The organism is Streptomyces sp. NPDC051940, assembly GCF_040680895.1.
Lineage (GTDB): Bacteria > Actinomycetota > Actinomycetes > Streptomycetales > Streptomycetaceae > Streptomyces.
In genome coordinates this window covers 38,562-57,975 of the sequence record NZ_JBFAXR010000049.1, presented here as the reverse complement: position 1 = coordinate 57,975, position 19,414 = coordinate 38,562, and the positions used below count along the sequence as shown (strand labels likewise).

The 19,414-nt window shown below is 70.8% G+C and carries 16 protein-coding genes; 13 read left to right on the top strand and 3 right to left on the bottom strand.

Features of this window, described 5'->3' with window-relative positions; translation table 11 throughout:
- The first annotated feature begins 73 nt into the window (after positions 1-73).
- From AB0M28_RS20405 to AB0M28_RS20395, 3 genes are read left to right on the top strand one after another with little or no spacing between them, the layout of a single operon-like run.
- Positions 74-1,027, top strand: coding sequence for a sugar ABC transporter permease (locus tag AB0M28_RS20405; RefSeq protein WP_365406500.1), 954 nt, complete (start codon positions 74-76; stop codon positions 1,025-1,027).
- Between the two features lie 16 nt (positions 1,028-1,043).
- Positions 1,044-1,865: a carbohydrate ABC transporter permease gene (locus AB0M28_RS20400; RefSeq protein WP_365406497.1), complete on the top strand. Its 822-nt coding sequence runs from the start codon at positions 1,044-1,046 to the stop codon at positions 1,863-1,865.
- The gene (locus AB0M28_RS20395) at positions 1,862-4,291 is read left to right on the top strand and encodes a GH116 family glycosyl-hydrolase (RefSeq protein WP_365406495.1); all 2,430 of its coding nucleotides are present in this window, start codon (positions 1,862-1,864) and stop codon (positions 4,289-4,291) included. Before AB0M28_RS20400 ends, AB0M28_RS20395 begins: the two co-directional genes overlap by 4 nt.
- Positions 4,292-4,332: 41 nt before the next feature.
- Here the strand turns inward: AB0M28_RS20395 and AB0M28_RS20390 are convergent, their stop codons facing one another.
- Positions 4,333-5,355: a LacI family DNA-binding transcriptional regulator gene (locus AB0M28_RS20390; protein WP_365406492.1), complete on the bottom strand. Its 1,023-nt coding sequence runs from the start codon at positions 5,353-5,355 to the stop codon at positions 4,333-4,335.
- Between the two features lie 304 nt (positions 5,356-5,659).
- Between AB0M28_RS20390 and AB0M28_RS20385 the strand changes: the two genes are divergently transcribed.
- Together AB0M28_RS20385 and AB0M28_RS20380 are read left to right on the top strand one after the other, a co-directional pair.
- Positions 5,660-6,763 (top strand): glycoside hydrolase family 172 protein, encoded by a 1,104-nt coding sequence (locus AB0M28_RS20385; RefSeq protein ID WP_365406489.1) that lies wholly within the window; start codon positions 5,660-5,662, stop codon positions 6,761-6,763.
- A gap of 61 nt (positions 6,764-6,824) precedes the next feature.
- The gene (locus AB0M28_RS20380) at positions 6,825-8,309 is read left to right on the top strand and encodes an FGGY-family carbohydrate kinase (RefSeq protein ID WP_365406486.1); all 1,485 of its coding nucleotides are present in this window, start codon (positions 6,825-6,827) and stop codon (positions 8,307-8,309) included.
- A 112-nt stretch (positions 8,310-8,421) separates the two neighbouring features.
- Here AB0M28_RS20380 and AB0M28_RS20375 read toward each other — a convergent pair whose 3' ends face one another.
- Positions 8,422-8,613 carry a hypothetical protein gene (locus AB0M28_RS20375; RefSeq protein WP_365406484.1) on the bottom strand — a complete coding sequence of 64 codons (192 nt, stop codon included), beginning with the start codon at positions 8,611-8,613 and terminating at the stop codon, positions 8,422-8,424.
- 48 nt (positions 8,614-8,661) lie between these two features.
- Between AB0M28_RS20375 and AB0M28_RS20370 the strand changes: the two genes are divergently transcribed.
- Positions 8,662-8,880, top strand: coding sequence for a hypothetical protein (locus AB0M28_RS20370; RefSeq protein ID WP_365406481.1), 219 nt, complete (start codon positions 8,662-8,664; stop codon positions 8,878-8,880).
- 410 nt (positions 8,881-9,290) lie between these two features.
- On the opposite strand, the gene AB0M28_RS20365 is transcribed toward AB0M28_RS20370, so the two are convergent.
- Positions 9,291-11,189, bottom strand: coding sequence for a hypothetical protein (locus tag AB0M28_RS20365; RefSeq protein WP_365406478.1), 1,899 nt, complete (start codon positions 11,187-11,189; stop codon positions 9,291-9,293).
- Positions 11,190-11,909: 720 nt separating this feature from the next.
- On the opposite strand from AB0M28_RS20365, the gene AB0M28_RS20360 reads away from it, so the two are divergent.
- The 7 genes from AB0M28_RS20360 to AB0M28_RS20330 all read left to right on the top strand — a co-directional run bounded on the left by AB0M28_RS20360 (position 11,910) and on the right by AB0M28_RS20330 (position 19,363).
- Positions 11,910-14,018 carry a LuxR C-terminal-related transcriptional regulator gene (locus AB0M28_RS20360; RefSeq protein WP_365406476.1) on the top strand — a complete coding sequence of 703 codons (2,109 nt, stop codon included), beginning with the start codon at positions 11,910-11,912 and terminating at the stop codon, positions 14,016-14,018.
- 836 nt (positions 14,019-14,854) lie between these two features.
- Positions 14,855-16,075: a PP2C family protein-serine/threonine phosphatase gene (locus tag AB0M28_RS20355; protein ID WP_365406473.1), complete on the top strand. Its 1,221-nt coding sequence runs from the start codon at positions 14,855-14,857 to the stop codon at positions 16,073-16,075.
- Between the two features lie 50 nt (positions 16,076-16,125).
- Positions 16,126-17,058 (top strand): hydroxymethylbilane synthase, encoded by a 933-nt coding sequence (hemC, locus tag AB0M28_RS20350; RefSeq protein WP_365406470.1) that lies wholly within the window; start codon positions 16,126-16,128, stop codon positions 17,056-17,058.
- A gap of 123 nt (positions 17,059-17,181) precedes the next feature.
- Positions 17,182-17,544, top strand: coding sequence for a hypothetical protein (locus AB0M28_RS20345; protein WP_365406467.1), 363 nt, complete (start codon positions 17,182-17,184; stop codon positions 17,542-17,544).
- A 42-nt stretch (positions 17,545-17,586) separates the two neighbouring features.
- On the top strand, positions 17,587-17,826 hold the full coding sequence (locus AB0M28_RS20340; protein WP_365406464.1) for a hypothetical protein: 240 nt from the start codon (positions 17,587-17,589) through the stop codon (positions 17,824-17,826).
- Positions 17,826-18,203: a fic family toxin-antitoxin system, toxin component gene (locus AB0M28_RS20335; RefSeq protein ID WP_365406461.1), complete on the top strand. Its 378-nt coding sequence runs from the start codon at positions 17,826-17,828 to the stop codon at positions 18,201-18,203. The genes AB0M28_RS20340 and AB0M28_RS20335 overlap by 1 nt, the downstream gene beginning before the upstream one ends.
- A 434-nt stretch (positions 18,204-18,637) precedes the next feature.
- Positions 18,638-19,363: an MBL fold metallo-hydrolase gene (locus AB0M28_RS20330; RefSeq protein WP_365406458.1), complete on the top strand. Its 726-nt coding sequence runs from the start codon at positions 18,638-18,640 to the stop codon at positions 19,361-19,363.
- The last annotated feature ends 51 nt before the right edge of the window (positions 19,364-19,414 follow it).

Below are 19,414 nucleotides of genomic sequence, written 5' to 3'. Positions count from 1 at the left end.
GCGGATCGTCGACAGGCGGTGGGCGATCACGAACGACGTGCGGCCGGTGCGCAGTTCGGCCATCGCGTGCTGGATGAGGACCTCCGTACGGGCCCCGGCGCACGACCGCGGGGGGCCCGCCGTACGAAGGCGGCAGCGGCAGGGCGGTGCCGGGCGCAAGGACAACAAGACGGCGTATCTCATGATCGCGCCGATGGTGGTGCTCCTGGGCGTCTTCGTGTTCTGGCCCCTGGTGTACTCCGTCTATCTGAGCCTGTACGAGATCAACTTCTACAAGGGCTCGACGTTCGTGGGCTTCAAGTTCTACAGGTTCGTGCTCACCGACCCGGAGTTCTGGGCGTCGGTCCGGCGCGGCCTGTACTTCACCGCGATCGTCGTGCCCGGTGGCCTGGCCGTGGCGCTGTTGCTCGCCAGCTTCATCAAGACCCTGGGCACCCGCGCCGCGTCCTTCGTCAAGACCGTCGTCTATCTGCCCGCCGTGATCTCCATCGTGATCGCCTCACTCCTCTACATGTTCATGTACCAGGACGAAGGCCTGGTCAACTGGCTGATCGGCCTCGTCGGCATCGAACCCGTGGGCTGGCTGCAGGACACCGGCTGGGCCCTGCCGGCGATCACGGTGCCCGCGCTGTGGCTCGGCTTCGGCCTCACCACGCTGATCCTGCTGGCGGCGCTGCTGGACATCCCGGAGAGCTACTTCGAGTCCGCGCAGCTCGACGGCGCCGGCTTCCTGCGGCGCACCTGGCACATCACGATCCCGCTGCTGAAGAACGTACTGCTCTATCTGACGGTGACCGGATTCGTCGCCGGCCTGCAGCAGTTCGAGCTCCCGCTCGTCATGACCAAGGGCGGACCCGTCGGCTCGACGACCACACCCAACCTCTTCATCTTCAACAGCTTCCGCGACGCCACCCCGTACGCCACCAGCTATTCGCTGACCGCCGCGCTGCTGCTCTTCGTCGTGCTGGGGACCATATCCATGCTCATCTTCCGGTTCATCAAGTCCGAGAAATCCATCGACGGCTGAGCGCTAAGGGCGGCACATGAACACCTCCGTAATCCGGCGGACCTCGTCCGCGGTGCTCGTCCTGCTGATCGGCGCGAGCGTCCTGTTCCCTCTGGCATGGATGGCCATCGCGGGCTTCAAGAGCAAGACCGAAGTGCTGCGTTCACCCTTCCAGTTCTTTCCCGAGGTGTGGCGGTTCGAGAACTACACCGCCATCGCACGCGATCCGGACTTCGCGCGGGCGATGCTCGTCACCTTCCTGGGCGCGCTCATCTTCACGGTCCTCAGCCTGATCGTGAACGCGACGGCCGCGTACGCCTTCGCACGCCTGGAGTTCACCGGGAAACGCCTGTGGTGGGTCTACTGCCTGATCCCCATGTTCGTCCCGATGATGGCGATCCTGCTCACCTCCTTCGTGGTCGTCTCCAAGCTCGGCATGCTCGACACCCTCGCGGTCCTGATCATCCCGGGCGTCGCGTCGTCGGCGCAGATGTTCTTCCTGCGGCAGTTCTATCTGGGCTTCCCCACCGCGGTCGAGGAGGCCGCCCTGATCGACGGCGCGACCCGCTGGCAGATCTTCACCCGCATCTTCCTGCCGCAGTCGGGCCCGCCGTTCGTGGTCATGGGCATCTTCTTCTACCTGGCGTTCTGGAACTCCTACGTCTGGCCGGTGTTGACCATCAGCGACCCCGACCTGACGCAGATCATGCAGTTCCTGGCCGACTACCGCACCTCCCGCTCGAACGACTGGGGCATGCTGATGGCCGGCTCCACCCTCGCCTCGCTGCCCACGATCGTGCTGTTCCTGATCTTCCAGCGGTTCATCGTCAACGGCGTACGCATCTCGGGGTTCAAGTGACCACACAGCCCGCCACCTGGCCCGTCCTGCGCCGCTACCGCGGCGCCGACCTCGCCCGCATCGCCCTGCCCGTCGGCGGTATCGGGACCGGCTGCATCAGCCTCGGCGGCCGCGGACAGCTCCTGGACTGGGAGCTGTTCAACCGTCCCGGCAAGGGCTTCACCCCGCAGTCCTTCTTCTGCGTGCGCACCCAGGACGCCACCGGCACCCACACCCGCGTACTGGAGTCGGCCCTGCTGGACGGCGAGTACGCGGGACCGCACGGCAGCCCCTCGCCGCTGCACGGGCTGCCGCGCTTCCGCACCGGCGAGTTCGCCGCCGCGTACCCCTTCGGGCAGGTCCACCTCACCGACCCCCAGCTGCCCGTCCAGGCCACCGTGCAGGCGTACAACCCCCTGGTGCCGGGCGACGCCGACGCCAGCGGACTGCCGATCCTGTTCTACCGCGTACGCCTGACCAACACCTCCAGCCGGCCGGTGACCGCGAGCCTCTGCGGCAGCATGCACAACGTCATCGGCCGCGGGGAGCCGGTCGGCAACGCCTTCGCGGAGATCGCCCTGGACGGCGCCACCGCCCTGGCCGGCACCTCCACCCAGGTCCCCGCCGACGACGAGACCTGGGGCACCCTGGCCCTGGCCGTGGTCGCGGACCGCGTCAGCAGCCGGCGGCTGAACTGGGCGAAACGGTCCTGGGGCGACTCACTGCTCGACTTCTGGGACGACTTCACCACCGACGGCGCGCTCGAGGAACCGGACGCGGGCGCACGCGTACCGACCGGCTCCCTGGTCGTCACCGAACAGCTCCCGCCCGGCGCGGCGGCCGAGTTCACCTTCCTGCTGGCCTGGCACTTCCCCAACCGCCGCGGCTGGCGGCACGACTTCCAGCCGCCGCCGGTCTTCGGCCACAGCGCCGACCTCGTCGGCAACCACTACACCGCACGCTTCACCGACGCCGTCGACGTGGTGCGCCAGGTGCTGCCGCGACTGGCGGAGTACGAACAAGCCACGCACCGCTACGTGCACACCGTCACGTCCTCCAGCCTGCCCGCGAGCGTGCAGGACGCCGTCCTGTCCAACGTCGCCGTGCTGAAGTCGCCCACCTGCTTCCGTATCGCCGACGGCACCTTCCTCGGCTGGGAGGGCTGCAACACCGACCACGGCAGCTGCCACGGCAGCTGCACCCACGTGTGGAACTACCAGTACGCGCTGGAGCAGCTCTTTCCCGACCTTGCCTGGTCCATGCGCCAGGTCGAGTTCGTCCACTCCCTCGACGAGCGCGGGCTGATGAGCTTCCGCGCCGGCCTGCCGCTGGACACCCAGGGCACCGGCTGGCGCACCGCCGCCGCCGACGGCCAGATGGGCGCCCTGGTACGGCTGCTGCGCACCTGGCGCCTCACCGGCCGCGACGACCTGCTCGCCGCACTGTGGTCCCGCGCGCGCCGCGCCATGGAGTTCGCCTGGATCCCGGGCGGCTGGGACGCCGACCGCGACGGGGTGATGGAGGGCTGCCAGCACAGCACCAGCGACGTCGAGTACTACGGCCCCAGCGGCATCAACCAGTCCTGGTACCTGGCGGCACTGGCAGCCTGCGCCGCCATGGCCAGCGCCGTGGGCGACAAGGACTTCGCCGAGACCTGTACGCAGCTGCTGGCCTCGGGCGCCGCCCGGACCGACGGCGAGCTCTTCAACGGCGAGTACTACGAGCACCAGGTGCTGCCGCCGGGCTCCGCGGACCGCATCGCCGAGGGACTGCGCATCCGCTACGACGGCGACAGCCCCGACATGGGCTCCGACGATCTGGAAGACCCCGACTTCCAGATCGGCACCGGCTGCATGAGCGACCAGCTGGCCGGCCACGCCCTGGCCGTCCTGTCCGGCCTCGACACGCACCTGGACCCCGCACACACCGCGACCGCCATGCGCAGCGTGGTACGCCACAACCACCGCACCGACTTCCACACCCACGTCAACCACCTGCGCAGCTACGCCCTCGGCGACGAACGCGGGCTGCTCAACTGCAGCTACCCGCACCGCGACCGGCCGCCGCGGCCGTTCCCGTACTGCAACGAGGTGTGGACGGGCCTGGAGTACACCGCCGCCATCGCCCTGGCCGTCCAGGGCGACCACGACCTCGCCGAAGGACTGGTCGCCGACGCCCGGGCCCGCCACACCGGACGCCGCCGCAACCCGTTCGACGAGGTCGAATGCGGCAGCCACTACGTCCGCTCGATGGCGTCCTTCGGCCTGGCCCACGCCTGGCCGCGGACGGTGGTGAACGCGGTGGAGCGCACCATCGAACTGGACGCCCTGCCGGGCCGGTGGCCGGTCTTCGCGGGAGACGTCGTGGGCGTGGTCGAGGTGGCGGACGGCCAGGCGCGGTACGCGGGGTCGGCGGCGGGGGAGGGGTTCAGGGTCGTGCTGCGGTGAGGGACGCGGGGACGTGGTCCTCGGCTGAGGCGGTGCGCGCCTCAGCCCGCCGCCCCCGCGAGCGGGCCCGCGGTGGAGTCGCGGATCTGCAGCGACGTACGCAGAACCACCGTCTGCAGCGGCTTGACCACCCCCGCGATCCGGTCCTGCAGCAGACCGGCCGCCGTCCAGCCCAGGTCGTACGCCGGCAGCTGGACCGTCGACAGCGACGGCCGCACGAGAGAGGCCCAGGGCACGTCACCGAAGGACACGACGCCGACGCCCGGCGGTTCCCGGTCCGCCTCGCGCAGGGCCTCCAGCGCGCCCACCGTCATCAGGTTGTTGACCACGAAGACCGCGTCCGGCGGTTCGGGCAGCGCCAGCAGCTCCGCCATCGCCGCGCGCCCGCCCTCGACCCGGAAGTCGCCGTGCCGCACCCACTCGCCAGGCAGCTTGCCGCCCGTCTCGCGCAGATGGTCGCGCATCACCGCCCGGTAGCCGGCGAGACGCTCCTCCGAGGTCGAGGCACCCTCCGGGCCGGCGATGCAGGCGATCCGGCGATAGCCCCGGCTCAGCAGATGCGCTGTCGCCTCCTCGCCGCCGTGCTGGTTGTCGACCATGACCGCGTCGACGGAGGCGCCCCGCGGACGCCGGTCGACGGCGACCACGGGCATGCCGCGACCGGACAGGGCGGAGAGGTCGGTGCGGTTGCGGGAGGCGGCGGCCACGATGACGCCCGCCATCTGCTCCGCGGCGGCGATCGCCAGATAGCGCTGCTCCTTGGCGACGTCCTCGTCGGAGTTGCAGAGCACGACCGACAGGTTCGTCTGCTGGGCCGCGTCCTCCACCCCGCGGGCGAGGGAGGTGAAGAACGGGTTCTCGATGTCCGGGATGATCAGCCCGATCACGCTGGCCCGCTGGGTACGCAGCGAACGGGCCACCCGGTTCGGCGCGAAGCCCAGCTCCGCGGCGACCTTGCGGACCCGTTCCGCGCGCTCGGGCGTGACCCGGCCGCCGTTGAACACACGCGAGACCGTCGCCGGGGAAACCCCCGCGGCGCGGGCCACATCGCTGATCGTCGTCACGTCTCCCACGCGAAGCCTCTCGTCCGGCACGCGCGTTGCCGCGTGTCCGCCCCTGCTGTCGATTCTCGCCGGTCCCTGCCCGATGCGCGGCGTCCGCCGCAGATCTGTCGCATCCGGCGCGGATCTGTCGCGCCCGCCGCCGATCTGTCGCAACCAGCCCGGGTCGGCAGGCGCTTGCCGGAGTCTTGACAGCGTCCGGACCCGAACTCTACGTTCCGATGAAATGGATTTCAAGAAGTCCTGATCACTTGACCGGGTCCTAGGCCCAACAAGTGCAAGAAAACGATTTCGTAGCGGAGGCTTGATGAGCGCCCTGTTCGGCCTGGACGACCTCGCCCGCACCAGCTCCGCCGTGAGCCGGTCCATCAGCCCCGAGAACTTCACCGGCACCAAGGGCGCCGGCGGTATGGCGACCGAAGGCACCGGAGCCCGCGCGGCCAGCCGCCTCGGCCAGGGCTGGAAGGTCTCCCCGAGCATCGACATCGCGCCCGGCGAGACCGCGGTCCTCGCCGACATCGACGGACCGGGCACCCTGCGGCACCTGTGGTGCACCACCGCGCCGCACGCGGCCTGGCGCGCCAGCCTGCTGCGGATCCACTGGGAGGGCGAGGAGGCACCCGCCGTCGAGGTCCCCCTCGGCGACTTCTTCTGCAACGGCTGGAACGTCTTCAGCCAGGTCTCCTCCGTCCCGGTGGCCGCGAACCCCAACGGCGGCTTCAACGCGTACTGGCCGATGCCCTTCCGCCGCAAGGCGCGCGTCACGCTGGAGAACCTGGCGGCCGAGCAGATGACGCTGTACTACCAGATCGACTACGAACTCGGCGAGGTGGCCGGCGATGCCGCCTACTTCCACGCGCAGTGGCGCCGCAGCAACCCGGTGCGGACCGGCGCCGACCACACGCTGCTCGACGGCGTCACCGGACAGGGCTCGTACGTCGGGACGTACCTCGCCTGGGGCGTCAACAGCCCCGGCTGGTGGGGGGAGGGCGAGGTCAAGTTCTACCTCGACGGCGACCGCGAGTGGCCGACGATCTGCGGTACGGGCACCGAGGACTACTTCGGCGGCGCCTGGAACTTCGACGTCAAGGGGCAGGGATACACCGCGTACAGCACCCCCTACCTCGGCCTGAACCAGATCCTGCGCCCCGACGGGCTGTACGCCAGCCAGCAGCGCTTCGGGATGTACCGCTGGCACGTCCTGGACCCGGTGCGCTTCCAGCAGGACCTGCGGGTGACCGTGCAATGTCTGGGCATCGCGCACGGCCACGGCAACGGCCTGCCGCACCGCTACCGTGCCAACCACGACGACATCGCCTCCACCGCGTTGTTCTACCTGGACGCGCCGTCGAGCACCTCGCGACCTGCGACACCGGGCCTGCTGGACCTGGAGGTCGACTCGCCGTCCTGACAGCTGTCCACCCCGCCTGGCCACCGCCACCGCCGCGCCACCGACAAGGAGCTGGATCACCATGGGACTCCTCCTGGGCATCGACATCGGTACGTCGTCAGCCAAGGGCGTCCTCGTACGCGCCGACGGCACGCTCGTGGCGCAGGCCGTGCGCGAGCACCGCACCTCCAGCCCCTGCCCGGGCTGGGTCGAGCACGACGCGGCGGCCGTATGGTGGGACGGCTTTCGCGCCCTGACCGCGCAACTCCTGCGCGCGGCGGACACCGAACCCGTCGACGCGATCGGCATCAGCGGCATCGGCCCCTGCCTGCTGCCCACCGACGCGGCGGGCGAACCGCTGCGCCCGGCCATCCTGTACGGCGTGGACACCCGCGCGGGTGAGGAGATCGCGGCACAGACCGCACGGTACGGCGCGGACGTGATCGAACGCTGCGGCTCCCCGCTGACCACACAGGCCGTGGGACCCAAGCTGGAATGGCTCAGGCGTCACGAGCCCGAGGTCTATGGGCGGACCCGGCGCTGGTTCATGGCGAGTTCCTGGCTCGTCCACCGCATCACCGGCGCCTACGTCCTCGACCACCATTCGGCGAGCCAGTGCACCCCCCTATCCGACCTGCGCGGACAGCACTGGATCGCCGACCGCTGCGAGGAGATCGCACCCGGACTGGAGTGGCCCGACCTGCTGTGGCCCGCCGACATCGCCGGACACGTCACACCGCAGGCGGCGGCCGCGACAGGGCTGCCCGCGGGCATCCCCGTCGTCGCCGGCACGATCGACGCGTGGGCGGAGTCCACCGCGGTCGGCGCCACCGCGCCGCACGACCTGATGCTGATGTACGGCACCACGATGTTCCTCGTGAACGTCGTCGAGGAGCCGGTCGGCAGCCCGAACCTCTGGGGCACGGCGGGCGTCTTCCCCGGCACATACTGCCTGGCGGCGGGCATGGCCACCTCGGGCGCGGTGACGGGCTGGCTGCGCGACCTCACCGGCGCGGACTACGCCACCCTCACCGCCGAGGCGGCGAAGGTACCCGCGGGGGCCGACGGCCTTCTGATGCTCCCGTACTTCGCCGGCGAACGCACCCCGCTCTTCGACCCCGACGCACGCGGCCTGATCCACGGCCTCACCCTGCGCCACGGCCGAGGCCACCTCTACCGGGCGGCGCTGGAATCCACCGCCTACGGCGTACGGCACAACCTGGAGGCGATCACGCAGGCAGGCGGCCACCCCCGCCGTCTGATCGCGGTGGGTGGCGGCGCACGGGAGCTGTGGACCCGCATCGTCTCGGACGTCACAGGCCGCCCCCAGGACATCCCCCGCCACCTCATCGGCGCCGCCTACGGCGACGCGTTCCTCGCAGCGTCGGGCACAGGACGCGCGAAGCCGCCGGACATCGCGAACTGGAACCCGGTGGTGTCCACGGTGGAGCCCGACCCCCGGACGACAACGCTGTACGACGAACTGTTCACCCTGTACCGCGACCTGTACCCGGCGACCCGGGACGCCGCACACGCACTGGCGGCACGGCAGCGCGCGGGCGCGTAGGGGGAGAGTGCCGACCCCCGAGGGCCGGTGCCGTGCTGCCGGTCTTGGCCAGTCAGACCGGGCCCTGCGGACCTTCAGGGGCCGTGAGCGCCAGCACTCGACCGTGCGACAGTCACGGGCGTGCTTCGAGGCCACCCACGGCTTCACGCCCGGCACCAATGAGATCCGGCTGGCCAGCGACGGCGATGAAGAGGTGGTGAGCGCCTTGAGGTGAACGGGGCTTGCCCACGTCGACCTGCTGACCTTCTATGCCGGCATCGGCGAAGTCGAACTGGCCGACGTCGGCAACGCCTACTTCGTTCATTCAGCAACGGACGTCCTTGACTACCTCGAGGAGAACGGAGCTGTCGGCTTGGACGACGGGCGCGAGCCGTCCGGTTTGGTGCTCGCCTCTGACGGCGGCGGTCTGCTTTTCGTCAGCGATTCCCGCGGCGCTGTGTTTCGGACGCGGTCGGCATCGCTGGACGAAGCCGAGTTCGACAAAGTGGCAGTCGACCTACGGCAGTTCCTGGACCTTCTCGGCCGGTCCGTGAAGCGGTTCATCGGCACGGGCGGGCCCGGGTATCTGTAGTTCGGTCAAGCTCCCGAGGGCGGCCTTCGGCCGAGGGCGTGGGACGCGCCGCTCCCACGGAGGCAGGGTTCGGATGAGGGCCTGGTCATCAGGTCGAGCCGCTCGATAAGGCGCGACACGACCGCACGACACACCAGCACATCAGCCGTACGCCAGTACGCCGCGCCATTGGAGATGCGGCTGCCCCGCCGACAGGGCAGCCGGACGGCCGGGCCGTCCCGGGCTGATGGAGACGAGCGGCCACGCAGCAAGGCGTCGTGGGGGGCTTTGCTGCGCTAGCCCCAGGGTTACAGCGTTTGTCCTGCCAGGTGACGAATGGGCCGACCATAGGTATACGTATTTCTCCTCTGGGTCCGCCGTGCGGCGCTGTGCCGTCGCTGGGCGCGCAGCAACCGCGGCACCGGATCCGCCTACGCCAGCGCCGCGCTTGGCGCAGGCGAGGACGACGCGAGGAGGCCGTGCACCGCGGGCAGTACGGGCTGCGCGGTGGCTGGACGTCCGGCTGCGATGTCGTCGAGGAGTCGGTGCAGCACCAGCGCGCCCTGCGAGGTGGGTGTCTGCTCGTCCAGATCGGCGAGCATCCGGTGGGTGCGCCGCCAGGCGCGGGCGGAGCGGCCCGCTTGATGGTCGAGGTGCGCGAGCGCGTAGCGCGCCAGGAAGCACGCCCAGGTATCGCCTCGTACGCCGGGCTCGGTCAGCACCCGGCGGGCGGTCTGGCGCGCGCGAGCCGGGCGGGTTGCGGCCAGGACCAGGGCGAGGAGCGTGCGGCTGACCGCGGCCGAGGGTCCGCCCGGGGCGTGGAGCGGGACGGCTTGCGCGGCGTCGCCGAACAGCTGCGCGGCCGCCTCCGCGTCCCCTCGCTGCCAGGCGATGAGGCCCTGGACGTGGGCGGTGCGGCCGCTGGCGGCGCTGTCGCCGGCCAGGACCGCCACCGGCCAGGCGCGGCTGAGCAGGGCATCGGCGTCCTGTGCGTGGGTGGGGCCGGTGAGCCAGGCGGCGAGCCAGTGGGCGTTGACGTCAGCGGAGCAGGATGGCGCGTCTGGGGGCAGGAGGCGGCGCAGGTAGCGGTGCCCCGCCTGGTCGGTGTCGTAGACCACCCACCAGAACCACACGTTGACCACGATCTCCAGGGCCGTGACGCGGTGGTCGGCCTGCTCGGGCCGGGCGTCGAGCACGGCGCGCAGATTGTCCAGCTCGTCCCGTACGAGCTGGACGGCTTGGGGCTGGCTTCCGCAACTCCACAGGTGGTTCGCCACGCTGGCGGTCTGCCGGGCGTGGACGAAGAATCGTTCCTTCGCAATCTCGGCCTCGCCGGCCCCCGTCAGGCTCTCGCGTCCGTAGTCGCGTGCCGCAGGCGTCATCCGGTAGCGCACCGCGGCGCAGCTCCTCGGGTCGGCGGTGGGCACCAGGACGCCATGCGCCACCAGCTGGGTGAGACAACCTGGCACCACCGACGCCGTGAGTTCCTCATCGGAGCACAGGAACGAGGCGCCCGCCTCGCTGAAGCTGCTCGCGAAGACGCTGGCCCTGCTCCAGACCTTGCGAAGCGGCTCGTCGCACTGCTCGTACACCGCTGCCATCGCCTGGCGCAGGGAGCCGTGACGAGCCAGCGGCGCGGCCGGATCGGCGAGCCAGCTCTGGCCGTGGCGTAGTCGTCCGGCCAGCTCCGTGACCTCCAGTGCGGTGAGTTGGCGGGCGGCCAGCTCGACCGCGAGCGGCAGACCGCCCAGGCGCCGGCAGATGTCGTCCACGGCCCGCTGCGTCGCGGCGTCGACGGTGAAGGTGGGCCGGGCGCGGCGTGCGCTGCGGATGAACAGCTGCGCGGCAGGCGTTGCGTTCTGGCCGCCGACCGGCTCGTGGCGGAGCGGCCCGAGCCGCAGCACGCCCTCATCGCCGTACCCGAGCGGGCGCCGGCAGGTCACCAGCAGCCGGAGCCCGGGAAGCCGATCCAGCACCCGATGGACCAGCTGCACCACACCACGGTGCACGGGGTCGATGTCGTCGAGGTACACACCGACCTCGCGACGCCCGGCCCACTCGCCGAGCCGCGCCACGGCATCGTCGATCCGCCCCGGCCGCGGGTCGAGCAGGGCGGCCCGCAAGGCGGCCGCCGGATCGGCTGCGGTGGGTGTACCGGGCCACTGCACCCACAAGGGCCGCTTCCCGAACTGGCCGCCTGCGACGGCCCGCGCGGCCAGCACGCTCTTACCCACCCCGGCCGGGCCGACAACCGCCACCAGCCGGTGCGCGCCAAGCAGCGCACCCAGTTCGGCCGCCTCCTCGGTCCGCCCGATGAGCGCGTCATCCACCGGCTCCGGGTGCCGGGCGGCATCGTCCGCCCCAAAGGCGTTGCTGATCACAGTGCTTCGCTCCCGGTGTGACGCATGCGAGTCGACCCCACCCTTGGGCCTCGACGCACACGAACGCTGTGTTCTTACGGCAATCTCAACGCGGGCCGTCGCAACTGGTGGCGCAGCGCGAGCAGGTCCACTCCAGTTCGCGATGCGTACGAACACGTCGGCGAATACATACGGCGGACGATGCGGGTCGGAGTCTGCGCGGTCGCCGCACCAGACATGTCGCTCCGTCAGCGTCATGACCACTTACCGTGCGCAGCAGCGTGGGTACCAGGTTGCCGTGCGGGACGACCCGAGCCTGGCCAAGACGCGCTCCACGTGCACGTCGAGGGGATCCACACCATCAGCTCGAGGCGTAGACGGCTCCGTCGCCGTTTCCGTGGTCGCGTTCGACGGGCAGCGCCGTGGGGCCGGCGACCGCACCGGGGGGCGGTTGTGGACGTGTGCGAGCGCGCGGACGGAGTGGAACGCCGCATCGGCCCAGCCGCCAGGTCCCTGGTCGGCCAGGTCGCACACGGCACGCTCGGCAGTCGTCCAGGGCCTCGTCCACCGCTCCGTACCTCAGACGCAGTGAATTGACGTACCGTAACGCCCGGTTGGGTACTGTGCACGCACAGTCGACACTGGAGGCGCGTGGTGCAGTCGGGAACAACATGGCGGCGCCCAGGACACTTGCCCACCGAACTGACGAGCTTCGTCGGCCGGGTCGACGACCTGGCGGAAGTACGTCGACTGCTGGCGCACGCACGGCTGCTGACCCTCGTCGGCCCAGGAGGGGTCGGCAAGAGTCGACTCGGGCTCCGGGCTGCGGCTGAAGCCAGCCCCGACATCGCCGATGGTGTACGGCTCGCCGAGCTGTCCGGTCTCAAGAGCCCGGACCTGCTGCCGACGGTGGTGGCTGACGCGTTGGATGTGCCCGTCCAGGACGGCCAGTCCCCGATCGACAAGGTCATGGCCTACGTGGCCGAGCGTGAGCTCCTGATCGTTCTCGACACGTGCGAACACCTCGTTGGCGCCTGTGCACCGTTTGCCGAGCTCCTGCTGTCGCAGGCGCTGCGGCTGCGAATCCTGGTAACCAGTCGGCAGGCCCTCGACGTACCTGGCGAGTACGTACTGCCAGTCGTTCCCCTGGGGTTGTCAGGTGGGGCTGACAGCGGTGATGCACTCGAGCTGTTCGAACAACGTGCGGCCGTGGCCGTTCCCGGCCTTCAGTTCACCGACAGTGAACGCGAGATCGCGGCGGCGTTGTGCCGCCGCCTGGATGGCATCCCGCTGGCCATCGAGCTGACCGCTGTGCGGCTCAGGGCGCTGCCCCTGGCGCAGCTCGCCGCGCGGCTCCAGGAGAGCTTCGCCCTCCTGGACAGCGGCCGCAAGGCCGTACTCGGACTGGTCGACAAGTCGGTCGTGTACCGCACCGGTGACCGCTATCAACTCCTGGACACCATCCGCGAATTCGGCATCGAGATGCTCGGCAAGAGCGACGAGACCGCCACGGTGGCCACCCGCATGACCGTCTACTACCAAAGCCGCCTCGGCGCATTCGCGGAGCAGTTCTTCACCTCCGAACAGGCCACGCACCATCGGGCGCTCCTCCCGGAGCGCGAGAACCTGCGCGCCGTGCTGGAGTACGCCCACGCCGACGGCGCCCTACTGCCGGCAGCCGCTGCCATGTGGCCGTACTGGCTGTGCTCGGGACAGCCCGCCGAAGCCAGCCACTGGCTGGGCCTGGCGTTCACCCAGCAGGCAGCCACGACTCGCGAGTCCGCGCAGGCGCTGCAGTGGGCGTCCACGTTCGCCGCCCTGCAGGGCGACCACACCACGGCGACGCAACTGGCCGGCGAGATGCGACAGCACGCCGAGCAGCTCGGCGACCCGCGCCTGGCCGCTCTCGCCCGACTGTGCGCCGGCCAAGCAGCCGCGTTCCTCGGGGAGCGCGAGGCGGCGGTGGCAGACCTCACTCCCACCCTGGCCGAGCTCCGGACCACCGGCACCGCGCTGGACATCGCGATGGCGACCCTGCGCCTGGGCATGGCCCACCCTTTGGGCGGCCAACCAGGGGCAGCCATCCCGATCCTCGAGGAGGTGAAACGGCTGGCCGGCGAGGACAGCCAGGAGAGCTACCTCCAAGGCTGCGCCTACGGCTACATGGCGGTAGCCCAGCTGGCCGCGGGCGACGTCGACGCCGCCCAGGAAGCCGGCCGCCGGTCCGTCGCACTGCACGACCTCCGTGACGGGGTCTCCAGCCTGGGCGTCACGCTGGACGTGATCGCATGGACGGCCGTGGCACAGGGGCGCCCCCACCGGGCCGCCCTCATCCTCGGCGCCGTGGACGCCCAGTTCCACCTGCTCGACCGGCGTCGCGCGCTGGGCAACCCGCTGTTGACCACGCTCCACTCGCAGGCCGTCACCACGGCGAGCGAGGCCCTCGGGGCCGAGGCGCTCGACCAATGGCGACGCCACGGTGCGGGCCTGTCACGGGAGCGCCTGGTGGCCTTCGCCCTGTCGGACGACGATACGGTTCCCGGCCTCGTCGTACCGCCCACCCCGCTCAGCACGGACAACCTCACCCAACGCGAGCGTCAGATCGCCGCGCTGGTCGCCGGCGGTCTCACGAACCGGGAGATCGCCACGCAACTGGTCATCTCCAAGCGGACGGTGGACGTGCACGTGGAGCGCATCTTGGCCAAGCTGGGATGCACGTCACGGACTCAGATCGCGTCCCCGACGGCGGGGATCGAGCCAGCCGCCGCAGACGGCGTTCCCGACCTGGGGAAGGGTTGACCGCGATCTCAGGCGGTCATCGATTTCGGGCTGGCAGATCTCGGCGCGCCCTGGGCGAGGCAGAGCCCACCCAGCCGCACGCCCAGCGTCGCGACGCGTGTCCAGCGGATCGGGCAGAGCGCGACGCCGCCGACGTTGCGCCCTGCGTATCCGCTCCGGTGACCCGACCCCACCGCCGACCGGGCGGCTGCGCCCCTGACACCGGCATCGGGCCAGTGGCCCGGGGGGCCGTCTGGGCGCAGCGCGCCGTCACCGGTTCGGCCCTGGTCGCGTGCGGAAGGGGTAGCGCTCCGCGAGCCTGGGACGGTCGAGTGTGTCCCGGCCGTTGGAGGGCAGTCGTGGGGTTGGAGCACGTGCGTACGCGCGAGGTGGGCGGCGTGGACAACCGCTCGGCGTTCCCTGTACTGGCTGGGCCACCGCGACGCCGACGGCGCCTACCTCGACGGCGGCCGCACCTACCGCCTCACCGTCCCCGCCCGGCCCTGTTCTGGTCCTCGCCTGCTACGACGCACGCTCCCGCTCCGAGGTGGACACGCCGCAGGCCCAGGCAGCGCTGTGCTGCCTCTTCGGCGACCTCACATCCGACCATGCCGACAGCGTTGACCTGTGGTTCGGCCCCGAGCAACCCGAAGGTGCCGAGGGCCGCTGGATCCGTACCACTCCAGGCCGCGGCTGGTTCGCCTACTGCTCGCCCCTCAACTGACACGAGCGCACGAGCCCCCACTGCCGCCGCGCAGGGGGCCGGCCGTCTCGGAGGCGACACCGGCGGACACCAGGGGCACGGCCCGGACAGGGACCATGCCCGAGCAGGCGAGGCAAGGTCCAGGAGATTGTGGATGGCAAGGATCCAGGGCGGATGGGGCATCCAAGCGCGAGACGCGGCAGCAGTCACCCGCGCCGCCGCACTGGGGACAGCGATCGTGCTGTACGGAGTCGTGATCGGCCTGCAATTCGGCATCCCGATCTACTCCATGCCTTCCATCCTGGTCGCCCTTCCCGCGGTACTGGCGCTGGCCTTCGGCCCGGGGATGATCACCGGTGCCGCCGGGCTGGCCGTCGCCACCCGCTGGACGTTCGTAGAGGTCGACCACCGTATCGGTGCCGCGATCGGAACCACACTGATGATCTGCGCCATCGCGGCCCTGGGCTGCTTCACCGTCCACCGCCGGGAAGAGGCCATGTCCCGCCTGTTCCAGATCAGCTCCGTCGCCGAGGCGGCACAGCGGGCGGTGTTGCGCCCACCGCCCCCCATCGTCGGGCAGTTCCACACAGCCGCCCGCTACCAGGCGGCCGCCGAGCACGCACATATCGGCGGCGACCTCTACGCCGTCGCCGATACCGAGTTCGGCGTCCGCACCCTCATCGGCGATGTGCGCGGGAAGGGCATGGACGCCGTGGCCACCGTCTCGGCGGTGCTCGGCTCGTTCCACGAGGCCGCGTACGATCGCCCAAACCTCGAACGCCTGGCCGGTGCACTCGATACGAGCCTGCGGCGCTTCCTGGACGACGCCGAGGAATTCGTGACGGTCTTCCTGATGGAGATCGCCCCCGACGGGCGCACCCAAGCACTGTCGTGCGGCCATCCGGCACCTCTGCTGCTGCGCGGCGACGCCGTACTCGACCTGCCCACCCCTGCAGGGCTGCCCCTGGGCCTGCGCCCGCTGGCCCAGGACACAACTGGCCACGAATCCACAGCCACGAACCCCGATGCCTGGACGTACTTGCGTCCGGGGGACACCGTGCTGTTGTACACCGATGGACTGGCAGAGGCGCGCGACGCGTCCGGCGAGTTCTACCCCATCGCCCGCCGGCTCGCCGACTACCCGCGTCGTCACTCCCCGGCCGCGGACCCCGCCGACCTTCTGGACTGGCTGGAAGCGGACGCACACGCCTACGCGGGCCGTGATGCCCACGACGACTCGGCACTCCTGGTGCTCGCCTGGCCCAGGACACCGGGGATTCACAGCACCCGATACGGACGCACCAACTGGCGTGATTCCGGGGGTTCCGTGCTGTGCCGGACCACTGGTCAATTCCTGCCCACCGACGAAGGGTGACTGCCCGTGTGGTGGTCGGTACGCGCACCGCCGCGCCGTAAACTCGCGCCATGAATCCGCGTACGCTGAAGATTGGGACCCGCTCCTCACCGATGGCCTTAGCCCAGGTGGAGCGGGTCCGCGGCGAGTTGGCCGCGCACTTCCCCGACCTGGACACCGTGGTGGTGCCCATCACCACCAGCGGCGACCGGCACCCAGGTCCCCTGTCCCAGCTCGGTGGCAAGGGCGCCTTCACCAAGGAAGTCGACGCCGCCCTCCTGGACGGCCGCGCCGATCTCGCCGTGCACTGCATGAAGGACGTTCCGGGGGACCGGCCGACCCCGGCCGGGACGAAGTTCGCCGCCTACATGGCCCGCGACGACATCCACGACACCCTCGTCCACCCCGACGGTCTGCTGATTGACGAGCTGCCCGCCGGCACCCGGATCGGTACCTCCTCCGTACGCCGCATCGCCCAGCTCGCCCGCACCCACCCGCAACTGGACTGCCTGCCGATCCGCGGCAACGCCAACACCCGCCTGGCGAAACTCGACCGCGGCGAGTGCGACGCGCTGCTGCTGGCCGTCTCCGGCCTGGAGCGCATCGGCCGAACCGACGCCATCACCCAGGTCCTCGACCTGGAAGCGATGTGCCCGCCGATCGGCGCCGGCGTCCTCGGGCTGCAGATCCGCGAGGACGACACCGCCACCCTGGACCTGGTCCTGCGCCTCGGGAACGTCGACGCCTGGCGGCAGACCACCGCGGAACGCACCCTGTTGCACGTCCTGCAGGGACACTGCAACAGCCCGATCGCCGGCTACGCCTACACCGAACCCGACGGCCGTCTCTCGCTGCGTGCCCGGGTGTTCTCCCCGGACGGCAAGCAGGTCATCGACGCCCACGAGTGGGGCGATGCCACCCAGCCCGAGGTGCTGGGCACGTCGGTGGCGTTGGCGTTGCTGCGCCAGGGCGCCCGGCAAGTCATCGACTCCATCCCGCACTGACGGCCCCCTCGGCGGGGCCGTCGTCCAAGCCCTCGAGAATCCCAGCGGATGCACGGCGAACCCACAGATCGGAGCCCGTTTCGTACATGATGCCCTTCCCGAGCGTGAGGAGCTCACCGCCTGATGGACACCCCCACCCCTCTCACCCACGAGGACCTCGCCGACATCGAGGAGCGCACGCAGGCCGCGACGCCCGGCCCCTGGCACGTGCGCCAGCTCGACGACGACTACGCCATGAGCCTGGTGGCCATCAGCACCACCCCGGACACCGGGCGCGGCGAACGATGGCCGGACTTCGACCACCAGCAGATCGTGGCAGCCACCCTCGTCCAACAACCGCGCTACGTCGATGTGGCCGACGACCGCTGGGACGAGAACGCCCTGTTCATCGCCCACGCCCGCGACGACATCCCCCGACTGATCGCCGAAATCCGACGCCTCCAGCACCTCCTGGCCACCAAGGACCAGAAGACCGAAGAACACTGACAACCGCCCCCACCGCACGGTAACAGCTGTTACCATGCGGCTATGGCGAAGACACAGCTGGGCGCCCGCGTGGACGAAGACGTTGCGGAACTCGCGAAGAAGCGCGCCGCGGACCTGGGGTTGAGCATCGGGGACTACCTCGCCAGGCTCGTCAAGGACGACGCCAGCGGCCTGCGCGCCCGCGCCGTGGACGCGGCCGCCCGCTTCCTGGCCGAGCACCAGGAGATCTTCGACGAGGCAGAACAAGCCGACCAGGCGCCTGGGGGAGCGCGCGCGGCCTGATGGATCTGCACATCGACGTTCCCTGGATCCTGCAGGTCGCCGAGGCCGCCGGAGCGGACGATCCGGCCCCCGACGACTACGGCGTGCCCCTCTCGGCGGTGGCCCGCCACCGGGCCGAGCTGTTCGAGCATCCCGTGTACGACGGCCCCTACGCCAAGGCCGCCGCGCTGGTGCACACGCTGGGCCGGTGCCGCTGGCTGGAACGCTCCAACCTGGCCGTCGCCGCCGCGTGCGGCGTCATGTACCTCGAGGCCGCCGGCATTCCCGTCAAACCCGCCCGCGAGGACGCCGTCGCACTCAAGGACCTGCTCCTCGACCCCACCTGCACCGCCGGGAGAATCGCCGCCTTGCTGCGCACCTGGCCCACCGCCACCTGACCCCCTCCAGGCCCGCCACCTCCTGCCAGGCGACGGGGCAGGCCCCCTCGCGCAGTGCCAGCCGGCGAGACGACCGGCGAAGTCACCCCACCAAGGCAGGGCTCGGCGAGCCGGCGGCGAGTTCCACATCGCGCAAGACGCTCGTCGTCTGGGCGGACCTCGGAGATAGTGGTCCCCCCACCCGGCACTCGACGCCTGGCCGGGACGGGTACGACGTGATCGTCCCTGTCCACGCGTGCGGCGGAATGTCGCATCGTACGCAACAGGCGGCACTCGCCAGATCGCAGCGGCGGGCGTCACCATGGCTTCGGTGGCGAGCACCCCTACGGCCATGGTCCGCGCCTTCACCACGCCCACCGGCCACATGGTGATCACCACCCCGCACAGCCTGCTGGCCTGACAACCCCATCCGGCACCGACAGGGAAGGAAACCCATGAGACTCGCCCCCGGCCTGCACCGCCTCGGCAACGACATCGTGGCGTGCTACCTCATCGACACCCCCGCGGGCATCACCCTCATCGACGCCGGCCTCCCCGGCCACTGGCGGGACCTGCAGCGCGAACTCGTCGCGCTGGGCAAGACCGTCGACGACATCCGCGGCGTCGTCCTGACCCACGGCGACTCGGACCACATCGGCTTCGCCGAACGCCTGCGCAGCGCGCACGGCGTGCCAGTGTACGTACACGCCGCAGACGCCGACCGGGCCCGCACGGGGCAGAAGCCGAAGGTGGCGACCGGCCCCCTGCGCCTCGGCCCGGCGCTGGGCTTCCTGGCGTACTCGATCCGCAAGAACGGCCTGCGTGCGCGGTACGTCCGCGAGGTCACCGAGTTCACCGACGGCGACGTACTGGACCTGCCTGGAAGCCCCGTCATCGTGGGCATGCCCGGACACTCACCGGGGAGCGTGGCGGTACATGTACCGGGGGCCGACGCGGTGTTCGTCGGAGACGCGCTGACCACGCGCCACGTCCTCACCGGCCGTACAGGCCCACAGCCTGCCCCCTTCACCGACGACCCGGCGGCGGCGATCGACTCGCTCGACCGGCTGGCCGGCCTGCGGGCGTCCTGGGTCCTCCCGGGCCACGGCGCCCCATGGGCCACCTCGCCGGCGGAGGTGGGCACCGCGGTCCGGTCGGCACCGGGCACGGCGGGTACGTGAGGGGAACGGGCCCACCCCGCCCTGCCCCCGCTTGCCGGCCACGGCGAAAGC

Coding starts and splice junctions, on each gene's coding strand:
- AB0M28_RS20405 (WP_365406500.1), top strand. CDS start 74: ATGAGGACCTCCGTACGGGCCCCGGCGCACGACCGCGGGGGGCCCGCC.
- AB0M28_RS20400 (WP_365406497.1), top strand. CDS start 1,044: ATGAACACCTCCGTAATCCGGCGGACCTCGTCCGCGGTGCTCGTCCTG.
- AB0M28_RS20385 (WP_365406489.1), top strand. CDS start 5,660: ATGAGCGCCCTGTTCGGCCTGGACGACCTCGCCCGCACCAGCTCCGCC.
- AB0M28_RS20380 (WP_365406486.1), top strand. CDS start 6,825: ATGGGACTCCTCCTGGGCATCGACATCGGTACGTCGTCAGCCAAGGGC.
- AB0M28_RS20375 (WP_365406484.1), bottom strand. CDS start 8,613: ATGAACGAAGTAGGCGTTGCCGACGTCGGCCAGTTCGACTTCGCCGAT.
- AB0M28_RS20355 (WP_365406473.1), top strand. CDS start 14,855: ATGGCAAGGATCCAGGGCGGATGGGGCATCCAAGCGCGAGACGCGGCA.
- hemC (WP_365406470.1), top strand. CDS start 16,126: ATGAATCCGCGTACGCTGAAGATTGGGACCCGCTCCTCACCGATGGCC.
- AB0M28_RS20345 (WP_365406467.1), top strand. CDS start 17,182: ATGGACACCCCCACCCCTCTCACCCACGAGGACCTCGCCGACATCGAG.
- AB0M28_RS20340 (WP_365406464.1), top strand. CDS start 17,587: ATGGCGAAGACACAGCTGGGCGCCCGCGTGGACGAAGACGTTGCGGAA.
- AB0M28_RS20335 (WP_365406461.1), top strand. CDS start 17,826: ATGGATCTGCACATCGACGTTCCCTGGATCCTGCAGGTCGCCGAGGCC.
- AB0M28_RS20330 (WP_365406458.1), top strand. CDS start 18,638: ATGAGACTCGCCCCCGGCCTGCACCGCCTCGGCAACGACATCGTGGCG.